This is a genomic window from Acinetobacter pittii ATCC 19004 = CIP 70.29 (assembly GCF_000369045.1).
Taxonomy (GTDB): Bacteria; Pseudomonadota; Gammaproteobacteria; order Pseudomonadales; family Moraxellaceae; genus Acinetobacter; species Acinetobacter pittii.
Genome location: NZ_KB849786.1, coordinates 242,634 through 257,822, shown reverse-complemented (window position 1 = coordinate 257,822; position 15,189 = coordinate 242,634). Strand labels below are relative to the sequence as shown.

Below are 15,189 nucleotides of genomic sequence, written 5' to 3'. Positions count from 1 at the left end.
TATTCTAAATTGCAATTTATAAATTTGCTTACAATTGTACTCATCCTTCATTTTTTTTCTGCACGTTCTTGTTGAATTGACTTATTATACCATCCCGATGCAGTGATTTTACTGACTTTTTTGCTCGGGTCTTGATGACTAACTCTCTGTGGGAACGTCATTTTTTATCCATAAGTATAATTGACAAAATTTCAGTACTCACTAATCTTATAGCAAATTTTGACACCGTCTGATTCGCACATGAGAACATTAGGATTTCGAGTCAGATCAACATTCACCAGGACAGGAGATCTATTGAATGTCTGAAGCAAATGGCAAAAAAGCCGTATTACATCTTGATGGCAAAGAAATTGGTTTACCAATCTACAGTGGCACTTTAGGTCCAGATGTAATTGATGTCAGCAGCATACTGAAAGAAGGTCATTTTACTTTCGATCCTGGTTTTATGGCGACAGCCGCATGCGAATCTAAAATTACTTTCATTGATGGTGACAAAGGTATTTTATTACACCGCGGTTACCCAATTGACCAGTTAGCAACTCAAGCAGACTATCTTGAAACTTGTTATTTATTATTAAATGGCGAGCTCCCAACTGCTGAGCAAAAAGTTGAGTTTGATACGAAAGTTCGTGCTCACACTATGGTTCATGATCAAGTTAGCCGTTTCTTCAATGGTTTCCGTCGTGACGCTCACCCAATGGCAATCATGGTAGGTGTTGTAGGTGCATTATCTGCGTTCTATCACAACAACCTAGATATTGAAGATATCAACCACCGTGAAATTACTGCAATTCGTTTAATTGCAAAAATTCCAACACTTGCTGCTTGGAGTTACAAATACACAGTAGGTCAACCATTCATCTATCCACGTAACGATTTAAGTTATGCGGAAAACTTCTTGCACATGATGTTTGCTACTCCTGCTGACCGTGATTACAAAGTTAATCCTGTTCTTGCTCGCGCAATGGATCGTATTTTTACGCTTCATGCTGACCACGAACAAAATGCTTCTACATCTACAGTACGTCTTGCTGGCTCTACTGGTGCAAACCCGTATGCATGTATCTCTGCTGGTATCTCTGCACTTTGGGGACCTGCTCACGGTGGTGCAAACGAAGCAGTTCTTAAGATGCTTGATGAAATCGGTAGCGTTGAAAACGTTGCAGAGTTCATGGAAAAAGTTAAACGCAAAGAAGTTAAGCTTATGGGCTTCGGTCACCGCGTTTACAAAAACTTCGATCCACGCGCTAAAGTAATGAAGCAAACTTGTGACGAAGTTCTTGAAGCTTTAGGTATCAACGATCCTCAATTAGCACTTGCTATGGAACTTGAGCGTATCGCATTGAACGACCCGTACTTCGTTGAGCGTAAACTTTACCCTAACGTAGACTTCTACTCAGGTATCATCCTTAAAGCGATTGGTATCCCAACAGAAATGTTTACTGTAATCTTCGCTCTTGCTCGTACAGTTGGTTGGATCAGCCACTGGTTAGAAATGCACAGCGGTCCTTACAAAATCGGTCGTCCTCGTCAGCTTTATACTGGTGAAACTCAACGCGACATCAAACGTTAATATTCGAAAGAAAATTAATGAAAAAAAGCTGCCTTCTGGCAGCTTTTTTATTTACGTCTTTTTTACTCTAGACTTATTCTTCTTCATACATAGTTAACAAGTGATGGCTAATTCCATCTGCTCGCAACCAAGCCAACTCATAGCTCGCTTTAGCCAACGCTAAAACGCGTCGTTCAAACTCAACCCATATTGTTTTGACTTGAGTCTCCGAAATACCCAAACCACTCTCGTGTGCTAAATGTTTATTCTTTTCACATATTTTTAAGGCATGGTAAAGCTTACGGCCTTGGCTCGCCCCTTCCATTAACCGAACACGCTTACTTAAAATAAAGCCCTCAACATGCTGTAAGTCTGCATGAGGCAGCATCGGTACTAAGATTTGATTCAATTGATCATCTAAACGCTTCCATACAGCCAAACGCTGCTCTGCCGTATAAGTGTTCCATTGAATCACCTCGTGGTTAAAACGGCGACAACCACGACAAACCTGATCACCAAAAACTGTTGAACAACGCCCTGCACATGGGGTGAGAGAGAGCGTTCGATGATCATTACTCAAAACAAACTCCTTAAATAAACCATATACTTTTTATGGTTTTCTCGCTTATTACAAATTTTCGCGCTAAAATATGCGCCTTAAATTTCTATCTTAATACATTTGGAGTTTTCCATGAACGCTACTGTAGAACAGCTTGCACCTGTAGAACAGCAAGCGACCGCAGGTTGGGTTGTTGCAGCACTATATCAATTTAAAGAAGTTCAAGATCCTGCCGATCTTCAACAACGTTTATTAGACTTAGTGAAAACAATTAACCTTTGTGGAACTCTGATTGTAGCAGGTGAAGGAATTAATGGTACTGTTGCTGGTGATCGCTTAGCAATTGATACACTACATCAATTTTTGCTCAATGAAGGCTTTGGTGCTATGGAATACAAAGAATCTCATAGTTCTGACAAACCTTTCCGCAAAATGAAAATTAAACTTAAAGAAGAAATCGTGACTTTAGGTGTTGAAGTTAAACCTCGTGACTTAGTCGGTCACTATCTTGATCCTAAAGAATGGAATGATTTAATCGCACGTGATGATGTAATTTTAATCGACACACGTAATGATTACGAATATAAAGCGGGTACATTTAAGGGTGCAATTGACCCTAAAACTGAAACATTCCGTGAGTTTCCAGAATACGTTAAGAAAGAATTAGAGCAACATAAAGACAAAAAAATTGCGATGTTCTGTACTGGTGGTATTCGCTGTGAAAAATCAACTTCTTTACTTCTTCAAGAAGGATTTAAAGAGGTTTACCATCTTAAAGGCGGTATCCTTAAGTACCTAGAAGAAACCCCTGCTGATGAAAGCTTATGGGAAGGTGAATGTTTCGTATTTGACGGACGTACTGCTGTAACTCATGGTGTAGAGGAAGGCGTGAATATTAAATGTCATGCTTGCGGTTGGCCTTTAACTCCTGAAGAGTCTGCTCTACCAAGTTACGAACACGGTGTTTCTTGCGTTTATTGCATCGACAAAACCACTGAAAAGCAAAAAGCTGGTTTCCGTATGCGCCAGTCACAAATTGCTGCTGCAAAGCGTAAACGTCTATAAAACTATAAAATAGTTTTTAAAGGGCATTTAGATTTCTAACTGCCCTTTTTTATTTATACCACTAATTTTTTTACAATAAAAAACGCCCTAGAAAGGACGTTATTTATTATTTCTTCTAATAAGTTAATTTGGCGTATGATACATCAAGTATAATTCATTCAAATTATCTGGGATTTCTTCTGCCAGTTCATCCATTAACTGTCCATTACGACGGAAAGATTCCATCTGTGGATCTTCTTCATCAATTCCACTAAATACCATCATTGGTAAAGTTAAATCAATTAATTGTTCCTCATATTCAGGTGCAAACCATGCATCTTCATTTAAGAACATCGCATCAACAAATCCAACACTCCAGTCGCCTAAGCTAGACTCAACATCAGCTTCTTCAATTTCAAACGGAAATTCAATTCCATTTTCATTTGCTAAGTCTTGTCGAATTGACTCTAACCACGCTTTGATCTGCTGAATAATTTCGGCAGGAACTTTTTTATGGTTATTATCAAACAATTCATCTAACCAACGATCGAACTGAGGGCCTACTGCAATTGCACACAGAAAACCATGAGTTGCAGCGAAATCCAGACCATACTCATTGTGGTCTCCATCTAGATATTCACTTAATTGGTCTAAATCTAACGCACTCATTGTGTTACCTGACTATAAAAAAGAAATCTACGATAGCATAGCATCTAAGCTGACGATGCCCTATTCAGATTTGATTAGTCTTCATCATCAAGATCATCATCGTCTAAATCGTAATCAAAATCTTTTAACTCACGCTCTAAACGGCGTTGAGCCAATAGATCATCAATTAATCTACGTTTTTCTAATGATTCTTTCGCAGTGATTTTGCCTGATGACTCATCAAAACCGACATCATCATCATCACCGTAGTTATCATCTAATTCAAAATCTGTAGAAGACACTAAAACTACCTCTAATGAAAAAATGTGAATGGGTCTAGCCGCTATTTATCTTGGTTATTAAATCGTGTCAAGTTTTATTTATATTTTTTTCATTAAACTGCATATTTGTACTTTTTTTCGCCCAAAAAATTGTGTATTTATAAAGCTGAACTATTTTTTTGATCAAAAAAAAATTCTATGATTTTTTCGATGATTTAAGCTTGAAAAAAATGATTTTATCCCAATATTCAAAAAACAGACGTGAATTCAAAGATATTTTTTATTTAACGGTTACTGATCAAAGCCAAAACATTTCAAGCAAATTGTGCTATCATGCACGGTTTTTCACTGCCACAGATTCAACAAAGAGTAAGCAAAGATGAGCGATATGCATTCCCCTACTTCTCAAGTAGCGGCTCTGATTAGCCGAGGCAAAGAACAAGGTTACTTAACTTACGCTGAGGTTAACGATCATCTGCCGGACTCGATTACTGAAAGCGAACAGATTGAAGACATTATTCAAATGCTTCAAGACGTTGGTATTCCTGTACACGAGCGTGCACCTGAATCTGACGATACCATGTTCGGTGAGTCGGCTGACGCAACTGATGAGGTTGCTGAAGAAGAAGCTGCTGCCGTACTTGCATCGGTTGAAAATGAGCCTGGGCGTACGACAGATCCTGTACGTATGTACATGCGTGAAATGGGTACAGTTGAACTGTTAACCCGTGAAGGTGAAATCAGCATTGCCAAACGTATTGAAGAAGGTATCCGTGATGTCCTTAATTCAATTGCTTACTGGCCAAATGCTGTTGAAGTTGTATTAAAAGAATATAATGATTTTTTAACTGGCGAACGCCGTCTTGCAGATATTTTATCAGGCTACCTCGATCCTGAAACTGATGAAGATATTCCAGAAGTTTTAGAAGAAGTTGAAGAACTTGAAGAAGAAGACGAATCATCTTCAAAATCAACGAAAGAAGTTAAGCTTGATGATGATGATGAAGAAGAAGAGTCTGAAGGTGATGATGACTCTGAAGGCGATTCAGGTCCAGACCCTGAAGTTGCAAAAGTTCGTTTTACTGAACTAGAAGCTGCTTGGGCTAAAACAAAAGCTGTTGTTGAAAAACATGGTCGTAACAGTCCAGAGGCTGAAGAAGCTTTAGAAGCTTTAGCTACTGTGTTCATGATGTTTAAATTTACACCACGTTTATTTGACATCATCTCTGAAATGATTCGTGGTACCCATGAGCAAATTCGTGCCAATGAACGTGAAATCATGCGTTATGCAGTACGTCGTGGCCGTATGGACCGTACTCAATTCCGTACATCTTTCCCTAAACAAGAATCTAATCCAGCTTGGTTAGATGAACAAATTGCTAAAGCACCTGCTGAAATCAAGGCGCATTTAGAAAAAGTTCGTCCAGATGTTTTAGCATTCCAACAAAAGATTGCAGATATTGAGAAAGAGCTTAGTTTAAGCGTTGCTGAAATTAAAGATATCTCTAAACGTATGGCGATTGGCGAAGCGAAAGCACGTCGCGCTAAGAAAGAAATGGTAGAAGCCAACCTCCGTTTGGTAATCTCGATTGCGAAGAAATATACTAACCGTGGTTTACAGTTCCTTGACTTGATTCAAGAAGGGAACATTGGTTTGATGAAAGCTGTAGACAAGTTTGAATACCGTCGTGGTTATAAATTCTCGACTTATGCAACTTGGTGGATTCGTCAGGCGATTACTCGTTCGATTGCCGATCAGGCTCGTACAATCCGTATTCCAGTACACATGATTGAAACGATTAACAAGATCAACCGTGTATCTCGTCAATTGTTACAAGAAATGGGCCGTGAACCAACACCTGAAGAATTAGGTGAACGTTTAGAAATGGATGAAGTTAAGGTTCGTAAAGTACTTAAAATTGCTAAAGAACCGATTTCGATGGAAACACCTATTGGTGATGATGAAGATTCACATCTTGGGGATTTCATTGAAGATCAAAACATCACTTCTCCAATTGATGCTGCGACTTCAGAAGGCTTAAAAGAAGCAACTCGTGAAGTATTGGAAAATTTAACTGAACGTGAAGCAAAAGTATTGAAGATGCGTTTTGGTATTGATATGCCAACCGATCACACACTTGAAGAAGTTGGTAAACAATTTGACGTAACACGTGAACGTATCCGTCAGATTGAAGCGAAAGCATTACGTAAATTACGTCACCCTTCTCGTTCTGAACATTTACGTTCTTTCTTGGAAAATGACTAAGTTTTGAAAGCTTGAAATTTCAAAACCAAGCCCCATTTAATAGAAAGAGCTATAAACGCCTGCGATAATGCAGGCGTTTCAAATCATGAGGTAACTTATGTTAGACCGCACTCCATCTCGCGAACTACAAGAACATCTTTGGGTATTTCCGATGGATTATCCAATTAAACTTATTGGCGATGCGGGTGAAGAATTACGTGTTGCTGTAGTCGATATTTTGGTAAAACATTTTCCAGACTTCGACCACTCAACATTAAAAGTTCAAGAATCTCGCACTGGCAAGTATCATTCTTTAACAGCACAATTGCGCTTTGAAGAATTGGAACAAGTTCATGCACTTTATGCTGACTTGGCTGCTTGTCCGCAGATTAGAACTGCGCTTTAATTTTAAGTTCTTCAATCAATACCACAGTCAGGCATTCTTACTGTGGTATTTTTTTGGAAATTTTAAAAACTTCCTACCACGAAAAACCTTACAAATATTTAGAATTCCTTTTATAAAATCCTTTAAAATTACAAGGTTTTCGGCTTTTATCTAGTAGATATTAACTGGGCGCCGCATAAACTAATTATAGGAAGAGATTGTGATGAGCCTTGATAAACCTAACTTAATCATTCGGCAATGGAACGATTTACAAGATTATCAAAGCAAGTTTGAAACCATGAAACTCTTAACAAATGAGCGAGATCAAGATACGCCTGATGAGTTATGGTTACTTCAACATCATAATGTTTTAACTCAAGGTCAAGCTGGTAAACCTGAACACATCCTAATTTCATCAGATATTCCTGTAGTGCAAACTGACCGTGGTGGACAAGTGACTTGGCATGGACCCGGTCAACTTGTTGCTTACTTCATGTTTGATCTTAATCGTCTAAAATGGAACGTACGAACATTGGTCAGTTTTGCTGAACAATTCATGATAGATGTTTTAAAAAAATACGGAATTGAAGCGTATGCTAAGCCTGATGCACCAGGAGTATATGTAGATGGCCGTAAGATCGGTTCCTTAGGTTTTAAAATTCGTCGTGGTCGTAGCTACCATGGATTAGCATTAAACTTGGACTGTGCTTTAGATGGGTTCCAAACTATTAATCCTTGCGGTTACGCAGGCTTAGAAATGGTGCGTATACAAGATTTGGTGACTCCTTATCCATCATTCACTCAACTTTGCCAAGACTTTATTGAGTATATTAAGAATACTGGTTACTTTAATGACCCAGAAGTCAAAACCGAATAAATCGCTTTGCGATGAAATAAAAATGGATTAGAGTAATTACTCTAAATTTGCTTTTGCATAATTTTAACAAGGGATACGCGAGTGATTTCGACAAAAGCTGTAAAGCCTACTCTGCAACTTGCCTACGTTAAGCTCATGATGGATGTTGTTGGTCGTGGCTTAGTCATGGCAAGTCAAGTGGACACTGAAATACAAGAGGAAGTATCTAAATTTCCTGTTCACTTTGTACTTTCAATGAATGTTTTCCCAAATGGACCAGCATTTTTTGCTCGAGTCACAGAAGACAAACAGTTAGAGCTTCTCAAAAGAGCTGAAAGAAAGCCAGACTTAACTATTACATTCAAACATGTAACTCATGCCTTTTTAGTATTTTCTTTTCAAGAAAGTACTGCCCAAGCATTTGCTAATGACCGAATGATTGCTGATGGTGATGTATCTGCTGCCATTCGCTTAGTACGCTGTCTAAATAAAATGGAATCTCTCATTTTACCTAAATTGGTTGCGTCTCTTGCAGTCAAAGAATACCCAACCGAACTCACCCTAAAAGAAAAATTCAACGAAGCTGCAAATATTTACTTAAAAGTAGCTAAGTCCTATTTCAAGCGGAGCGCATAACATGGCTAAACCATATTACGAATTCTTTTGTCCTGTAAAAGTCATTGCCGGTAATGCTGCGTTAGAACATATTCCGTTTGAACTTGCGACTTTAGGTGCAAAACGTCCGCTCATCATTACAGATAAAGGTGTGCGCGCAAATGGCCTACTCAACCCGATTGAAGCTGCGTTCAGTACGACTGATGCTGTCATTGGTCATGTGTTTGATGATGTTCCACCAGACTCAAGTTTAGAAGTCGTTCGTCTTGCCGCAGATGCTTATCGCAAGAATAAATGCGATGCGATTATTGCTGTAGGTGGTGGTTCAGTTATCGATACTTCTAAAGCAACTAACATTTTAGTATCTGAAGGTGGAGATGACTTACTTCAATATTCTGGTGCACACAACCTACCAAAACCATTAAAACCATTTTTCGTAATTCCGACTACATCAGGTACGGGATCTGAAGTGACTATGGTTGCCGTGGTTTCAGATACACAAAAGAATGTTAAATTGGCATTTGCTTCTTATTACTTAATGCCACATGCAGCGATTTTAGATCCACGCATGACACTTACATTGCCACCTCATTTAACTGCAATGACAGGTATGGATGCCTTAACACATTGTGTTGAAGCATATACATGTATGGCTGCGAATCCACTCAGCGATGCTTATGCAAGTGCTGGAATTAAAAAGATTAGTGAAAACCTATTTAATGTCCTAGAAAACCCAAATGACTCACAAGGTCGTTTAGAACTAGCACAAGCCTCTACAATGGCAGGTATTGCATTCTCTAACTCAATGGTAGGCCTTGTACATTCTTTAGGTCATGCTTTAGGTGCTGTTGCTCACCTGCCCCACGGTTTATGTATGAATTTATTCTTACCATATGTGCTTGAATATAATAAGCAGGTAAATGGCCAGAAAATTGGTGAATTACTATTGCCGTTAGCTGGTGCTGATATCTATGCACAAACTCCAGCAAATCAACGTGCAGACAGAGCGATTGCAACAATTTTGGCAATGCGTGATCGTTTATTTACCTTAACCAAGTTACCACGTACTTTACGTGAAACTGGCAAAGTAACTGAAGCACAGCTCGATGAAGTTGCAGAAAAAGCACTAAATGACGGCTCAATTATTTACAATCCTAAAGAAGCAAGCCTAAAAGATATCCGCGATATTTTACAAAAGGCATGGTAATAAGATAAGTTAAATCAAAAATCCCCCCATAAGATCCTGATTTTTATATAAAATCAGGATCTTTTTTATAGATGTGAATCTGTATTCATCATTTTATTTGTAAAGATGGCAAAAAATTTGCTAAAAAATCGATGAAAGTACTGACAATTTGCATCAATTTAGGATAGATTGGCGCACTTTATCTTTTTCTGTAGGGGGGATCGTTCGTCTCAAACGATCCTTAACACCAAGCTGATCCTTGATCAACGATTATGAGGATAACGCCGTTGACAACTATCTCTGGGACTCCGTCTGTAGTTAAGCTACGAAAAACGCTAGGTCTTTGGCATATTATTATTATTGGTTTAGCCTATATTCAGCCAATGACATTATTTGACACATTCGGTCTAGTTTCCGAAGAAAGTCATTACCATGTTCCAACTTCGTACATTTTTGCATTAATTGCCATTTTGCTAACATCGATTAGTTATGGACATATGATTAAGCGCTATCCATCTTCAGGTTCAGCTTATACCTATGCACAAAAATCAATTCACCCTAATGTTGGTTTTATGGTGGGTTGGTCATCTTGGTTAGATTATTTGCTTTCACCAATGGTCAATATTATTTTGGCTGGTATTTATCTTGATGCATTATTTCCTACAGTCAATCATTGGGTATGGGTAATTGTATTAACCGCTTTCATGACTGGTATTAACTTACGTGGCGCACGCTTTGTTGCTAATTTTAATAGCCTGATTGTATTTGTACAGTTACTCGTGATCGGCATATTTACTTATCTAGTCTATAGCAAATTACAAATGGGCTATAATGCAGAAGGTCCAATTACAGAAGCAACCCGTTATCAGTTATGGAGCTTAGAGCCTTTCTGGAATGAGTTGACATCCGTAGGGGCATTAGTCACTGGTGCAACATTACTTTGCTTCTCGTTTACTGGATTCGACTCTTTAAGTTCTTTAGCAGAAGAAACAAAAGACACTGAGAAAACATTACCTAAAGCGATTTTCTTAACAGCACTTATCGCTGGTGTAATCTTTGTCATCAGTACTTACTTCATGCAAATTTACTTCCCACATGATCCTAAAAACTACTTTGAAGATGTTGCAGCAACACAGCCAGACATTTTATTACTTGTAGGTGGTTCATTATTTCAGTCATACGTTCTTGCTTTTGCAATTATTACTGTCATGGCATCTGGTATTTCAGCTCATGCAGGTGTATCGCGCTTGATGTATGCAATGGGACGTGATGGTGTAATCAATAAAAAAATCTTTGGTCATGTTAGTCCAAAGAACTATACGCCTTCATACAATATTCTTATTGTTGGTGTTGTAGCACTAGCAGCAGGTTTCATGAGCTTAGATATTGTCATTTCAATGATTAGCTTTGGTGCGTTAACTGCATTCACATTTGTTAATTTATCAGTGATTTCACGCTATGCTTTACGTGATGGCCGCACAAAGAATTTCAAAGATATTTTTAACTTTGTAATTATTCCACTTCTTGGCTTCTTTAGTATTTTCGCTCTATGGCTTGAGATTGAAGAGACAGCCTTGAAATATGGATTATGGTGGGCAATGTTCGGTATTTTATACCTAGGTTATAAAACTAAAGGTTTTAAATATCAAGCACCTCAACATAATGAACATGAATAACCATCCCTCATAAAAAAGGCGCTTAAAGCGCCTTTTTTTATGGTCAAATTAACCAAAAATTTTGTTCACAATATTTTGTACACGTTGAGCATAGAGTTTCGCTGTTTCAAGGTCTCCAGCAGGAACTTCCTCTACACTTGCATCAGAAGGCGATTGAACTAAAAGTCCAACTGAACCACCTAAGTTATTTACATCTTCACGTGTTGCATCTTTTGTATTCGCTGGTAATAAACCAAGGCTTACCCAAATTCCACCATGTTGCGATGCTAAAGTCTGTAATTGAATAAGAGTAACCTGCTTATCCCCATTTAAGCTCGCGCTGTTTGTGAAGCCTGCAAATACTTTATCTTGCCACCCACGTGTAAACCAAACTTTTGAAGTTGCATCAGCAAACTTTTTAAACTGCCATGGTGCTGTACCCATATAAGTCGGAGCACCAAAAACAATCCCCTTCGCATCATTTAATGTCTGCCAATTTTGCTCAGTAATATTACCTTCTTGATCAATTTGGATGAGCTGAGCATTAATTTCGTTTGCAAACGTTTCAGCCACTACTTTAGTGTGGCCATAACCAGAGAAATATACAACCGCGATATTAGAGTTAGACATGGGAGCAAACCTTTGTTTTATTAAATTCCACTTTATGATATATTTTAGAAACTAGGTGTCAATTAGTTACTAACTGGTAACTGTGGTAATTTTTTAAGAAATTAGCAGGTAAATAGTATGAATGAATGTCTAAAATATAATGTTTTTCAACAACATTGCCCTGCTCGTTTATTTTTTGAAAAAATTGCAGATAAGTGGGTTTTATTAATTTTAAATGTGCTTGAAGAGGAAACTCAGCACTTCAACTTGCTAAAAAAGAATATTCAAGGTATTTCGCCTAAAGTCTTATCACAAAAGTTAAAAATGCTGGAAAGAGATGGTTTTATTGAGCGTAAAATTCAGAATACGTCTCCTATTCGTGTTGATTACTCACTCACTTCTCTGGGGCAAAATGTCGCTTCAATGGCGTTCCAATTAAAAGAATGGGCCGAAACCAATATTGAACAGGTTTTAGCAGCCCAAATGACTTATGATGAAAAAGTGCTAGAGCAAGCTTAACTCATACTTCCCTTAAAATTTTATCGCTCATGAGTGGCTCAACTTAATTAATTTTAATCGCCTCAGGTGGTGCACTTATTTTAAATTGGATAGTTAAAGGTTCACATTGTTTTAACTCTTGATCATTCATCAAATAGTTGCTTTCTAGACCATATTTCCAAGTACCATTCATGACGTCAAATGCTGGATAATTGACAATAAAAGTTTTGGTTTCATCTGGTAGATATTCGTAAGTTTGAATCTCTTTACACTCATTTTCTGGATAGGAGCGCTTCGTGTTTCCAAGTAAATAGAGCTCTAAAGGTACATAACACGCAGGTTGTTTTTCTTGTATTTTCTCTAATCCCTTATTAGTTTGAGTAATCTTCAAAGCAATTGTGCCGTTTAGAGTTAACTGCTGTGCATATTTAAAAACAGTTTCTTTTTCTATGGGTTCACGCGTTACATTATTTAGAAACTGTAGTTTGCGATGTAAGCCATTACAGTCATCTTCAACAGGTGCAGGCAACCAAATTTCATTATCTTTTGAGTCGCCTTTCTCACCATCGGCCGGTGTTTCAAAATCACCCGGTTTACCAGGTTTAGTCGGATATCCTGATCCCCCTAAACTTGCACCACCTGCGAATAAATCCTCTCCACAAGCGGTTAAAAGACCACTTGTCAAAATGAAGCTCATGGATATTATTAATTTTTTATAGGTTGTTTTCGTCATATTGATAAGCTCCGAAACGGAAAGTTTTAGTTGCACCCTCTTTTCCTTCATCTAGTGCACAACGTTCAATAGCTAATTTAAGTACTTGTAGTGATAAATCTTCCCATAAGCGCAAACTTGCTTCTTTGAGTAAAGTAATCGATTCATCTGTTAGTTCATCAGCAAAAATTGCTTGTTCTAAATAGGGTTCTTTTTCTGGCTGAAATAAATTATGAACTCCAGCAGCTAAATGTGCTTCTAAATTACTCGTTAATAATTTTCGAACCTCGAATTGCTCAACATCAGGCATAAAACTACGCTGCTGTAACACCACAAGGCCATCTTCTTCTTTCACAATATTTAGGCGTTCGAGTTCATTCAAAATAGATCTTGGATGCTTTTCAGTTGAAACTTTCTTTACTAAATTTTCAAAACTAATCTGATCATTACTCACAAATGGAATTTTTTCTGCCAATCCCTCTGCAAGCCACAAACCAATCACCCGAGCAGGAACACTTACTGGCTCTGCTACTTTTGCCTCTGTTAAAGGCTGACCAGCCTGCATTGCCTTTTTAAATGCATTCACATCTTTGCGATGTAACCCTGAAAGTAAACTGACCGCTGAATCAGTTGGCTTTTGCTCTATACGCTCTAGCTCACTTAAAGCCTGTTGATAAAAAACAGGTTTTAAAGCAGTTACAAAGTCGTTATATCCAACTCCCGAACGAATTAACCATTGAGTCAGGTATTCCATTAACATTAATACCTGCTTCTGATTAAGTTCTGCATTGTTCGTTTGGAGTGTGGTCATAGAGTAACAATTTTCCTTCATATTTGAAAAACAGTATGGGCCGAGCAATTGTCACACTGAACGGTTTAAGATGCAATTTTCATTCTTAGAACTCTTTGGGAAACCGATCAATATAATGATTTGGTGCATTAAAATGGGTAAAAGAAATACTGATTGAGACATCCAAACTTTCTACGCTATGCCACCAACCAATCGGGATGAATAGAGCTTCCCCTGCATTCAAAATACATTCAACAGGAGTAATTGATTTTGCTAAAGGATATTTTTCAAAATCAATTTTATTTGTATCACTCAACTCACTAAATACCCAATGATCGTTATATAGATGAGGAACTTGCAAGGCAGGAATTAAAGTTACTTTTTTTCTCCCATAAATTTGAACTAACATATTATTCGTTAAATCATGATGTAAGGGCGTAAATGTTCCTTTAGGTCCAAACCATAAAAAACTACGGTCATCCTTTAAAGCCAAATCACAGTAACCATCTGCAAAATCCTCTATATCTGAAAATAATTCTTGAAGCATCTGATGACTATTTGATGCATTATTTGCAGTCATATAAAAATCGTTACTAGCATCAACTGACATAACTTTTGATACAAACTCTGACATCTTCATTTTCTGCTTTAATGATGGAGAATGTCTTTCAAACTGTTCATCTAAATTTCTATTCATCTGAACTTCAACTAAATGATGACCAAATTTAGAAGCAAAATATTGCGGAGACCATTTGTGCAAAGCTGGCCAATGTTCTATTCCTTTTTTTAAAATCACAGGGCGATGTTGACTATAGTAACCCTTCACAAAATCAGAAAAATTTGGAGCAGTAATAGAAGGAATTTTTTTACTATATTCAGAGTTTAGCTGTGCCAATTGATCTACAGTTTCTATTAACCATTCACGTTTTTTAAGCTGATGATGCTTTTTCTTCAAAATTTTATATAACTTAGTATTTTCTAAATTATTTAAATATTCTTTTACTTTTAAACCATCATGCCCCTGCTCTATTAATATTTTTATAATTTCCGCAGACGTTACCTCATTTAAAACTTGTTCAATTATCCACTCTTGATCGTGATCAGATAAAGTCTGAAATTTCAAATCATTCATTTCAAACTTTGGTTCAAATCCATTTGCTTTTAATACATCGACTAATTGTTCAACCCCACACCCTTTTTCTAAGTTTTCTTCAAGCCAGTTTTTCCACTCTAATGGCAACTGGTCAAACCATTTTTGGCTTTGTTCGAATATTTCAATTTGATTATAAGCTGCCATGTTGAACCTTTTTTCAAATTTGATCTTTACAACTGCATTATAATTGATCTATTTTAAAAATGTTAAATTTTCACATTTTTAATAAAAAAAGGGTTCATGTGATGAATAACATAGTAAAAGGAAGCAGCATTGCTTTGATTTTTATAGCTTTAAGTGGGTGTGGGTCTGATGATAACGATTCGGAACCGACACCGACACCAACACCAACACCAACACCAACACCAACACCAACACCAACACCAACACCAACACCAACA

General features: G+C 37.5%; 16 protein-coding genes and 1 pseudogene. 10 read left to right on the top strand and 7 right to left on the bottom strand.

All coding sequences use genetic code 11. The features are described from left to right. The first annotated feature begins 298 nt into the window (after window positions 1-298). Entirely contained in the window at window positions 299-1,573 is a 1,275-nt protein-coding gene (gene gltA / locus F928_RS05565; protein ID WP_002116327.1) for a citrate synthase, read from the top strand. Window positions 1,574-1,646: 73 nt separating this feature from the next. Here the strand turns inward: gltA and F928_RS05560 are convergent, their stop codons facing one another. Then, window positions 1,647-2,132, bottom strand: a complete 486-nt coding sequence (locus tag F928_RS05560) for a DUF1289 domain-containing protein (RefSeq protein WP_002116550.1) — start codon at window positions 2,130-2,132, stop codon at window positions 1,647-1,649. Between the two features lie 111 nt (window positions 2,133-2,243). Between F928_RS05560 and F928_RS05555 the strand changes: the two genes are divergently transcribed. Next, window positions 2,244-3,176, top strand: a complete 933-nt coding sequence (locus F928_RS05555; RefSeq protein WP_002116523.1) for an oxygen-dependent tRNA uridine(34) hydroxylase TrhO — start codon at window positions 2,244-2,246, stop codon at window positions 3,174-3,176. A gap of 123 nt (window positions 3,177-3,299) precedes the next feature. Here F928_RS05555 and F928_RS05550 read toward each other — a convergent pair whose 3' ends face one another. Both F928_RS05550 and F928_RS05545 read right to left on the bottom strand, forming a co-directional pair. Then, window positions 3,300-3,824, bottom strand: a complete 525-nt coding sequence (locus tag F928_RS05550) for a YecA/YgfB family protein (protein WP_002116105.1) — start codon at window positions 3,822-3,824, stop codon at window positions 3,300-3,302. A gap of 74 nt (window positions 3,825-3,898) precedes the next feature. Continuing rightward, the gene (locus F928_RS05545; RefSeq protein WP_002116495.1) at window positions 3,899-4,105 is read right to left on the bottom strand and encodes a PA3496 family putative envelope integrity protein; all 207 of its coding nucleotides are present in this window, start codon (window positions 4,103-4,105) and stop codon (window positions 3,899-3,901) included. 358 nt (window positions 4,106-4,463) lie between these two features. Here F928_RS05545 and rpoD point away from each other — a divergent pair, with 358 nt between their 5' ends. The 6 genes from rpoD (at window position 4,464) to F928_RS05515 (ending at window position 11,047) form a co-directional block, all read left to right on the top strand. Continuing rightward, on the top strand, window positions 4,464-6,350 hold the full coding sequence (gene rpoD, locus F928_RS05540; RefSeq protein ID WP_002116414.1) for an RNA polymerase sigma factor RpoD: 1,887 nt from the start codon (window positions 4,464-4,466) through the stop codon (window positions 6,348-6,350). A gap of 97 nt (window positions 6,351-6,447) precedes the next feature. Continuing rightward, on the top strand, window positions 6,448-6,735 hold the full coding sequence (locus F928_RS05535; RefSeq protein ID WP_002116017.1) for a YbeD family protein: 288 nt from the start codon (window positions 6,448-6,450) through the stop codon (window positions 6,733-6,735). Window positions 6,736-6,937: 202 nt separating this feature from the next. Beyond that, window positions 6,938-7,591: a lipoyl(octanoyl) transferase LipB gene (lipB, locus tag F928_RS05530; protein ID WP_005064548.1), complete on the top strand. Its 654-nt coding sequence runs from the start codon at window positions 6,938-6,940 to the stop codon at window positions 7,589-7,591. An 81-nt stretch (window positions 7,592-7,672) separates the two neighbouring features. Then, window positions 7,673-8,206 carry a hypothetical protein gene (locus F928_RS05525; protein WP_005072911.1) on the top strand — a complete coding sequence of 178 codons (534 nt, stop codon included), beginning with the start codon at window positions 7,673-7,675 and terminating at the stop codon, window positions 8,204-8,206. Window position 8,207: 1 nt separating this feature from the next. After that, entirely contained in the window at window positions 8,208-9,392 is a 1,185-nt protein-coding gene (locus tag F928_RS05520) for an iron-containing alcohol dehydrogenase (RefSeq protein ID WP_005072910.1), read from the top strand. Between the two features lie 251 nt (window positions 9,393-9,643). Next, window positions 9,644-11,047, top strand: a complete 1,404-nt coding sequence (locus F928_RS05515) for an APC family permease (protein WP_005064540.1) — start codon at window positions 9,644-9,646, stop codon at window positions 11,045-11,047. Between the two features lie 48 nt (window positions 11,048-11,095). Here the strand turns inward: F928_RS05515 and wrbA are convergent, their stop codons facing one another. Next, window positions 11,096-11,656 (bottom strand): flavodoxin family protein, encoded by a 561-nt coding sequence (gene wrbA, locus F928_RS05510; RefSeq protein WP_005072906.1) that lies wholly within the window; start codon window positions 11,654-11,656, stop codon window positions 11,096-11,098. A gap of 117 nt (window positions 11,657-11,773) precedes the next feature. Here wrbA and F928_RS05505 point away from each other — a divergent pair, with 117 nt between their 5' ends. Beyond that, window positions 11,774-12,154 carry a winged helix-turn-helix transcriptional regulator gene (locus tag F928_RS05505; protein WP_002116344.1) on the top strand — a complete coding sequence of 127 codons (381 nt, stop codon included), beginning with the start codon at window positions 11,774-11,776 and terminating at the stop codon, window positions 12,152-12,154. A 43-nt stretch (window positions 12,155-12,197) separates the two neighbouring features. On the opposite strand, the gene F928_RS05500 is transcribed toward F928_RS05505, so the two are convergent. From F928_RS05500 to F928_RS05490, 3 genes are all read right to left on the bottom strand, one after another. Further along, window positions 12,198-12,830 (bottom strand): hypothetical protein, encoded by a 633-nt coding sequence (locus F928_RS05500; RefSeq protein WP_016806289.1) that lies wholly within the window; start codon window positions 12,828-12,830, stop codon window positions 12,198-12,200. A gap of 16 nt (window positions 12,831-12,846) precedes the next feature. Next, on the bottom strand, window positions 12,847-13,656 hold the full coding sequence (locus tag F928_RS05495) for a DUF6502 family protein (RefSeq protein WP_016806290.1): 810 nt from the start codon (window positions 13,654-13,656) through the stop codon (window positions 12,847-12,849). Window positions 13,657-13,741: 85 nt separating this feature from the next. Beyond that, the gene (locus tag F928_RS05490) at window positions 13,742-14,932 is read right to left on the bottom strand and encodes a cupin-like domain-containing protein (protein ID WP_005072898.1); all 1,191 of its coding nucleotides are present in this window, start codon (window positions 14,930-14,932) and stop codon (window positions 13,742-13,744) included. Between the two features lie 101 nt (window positions 14,933-15,033). Between F928_RS05490 and F928_RS22570 the strand changes: the two are divergent. Continuing rightward, window positions 15,034-15,189: pseudogene (locus tag F928_RS22570) on the top strand (endoglucanase); the annotation flags it as partial.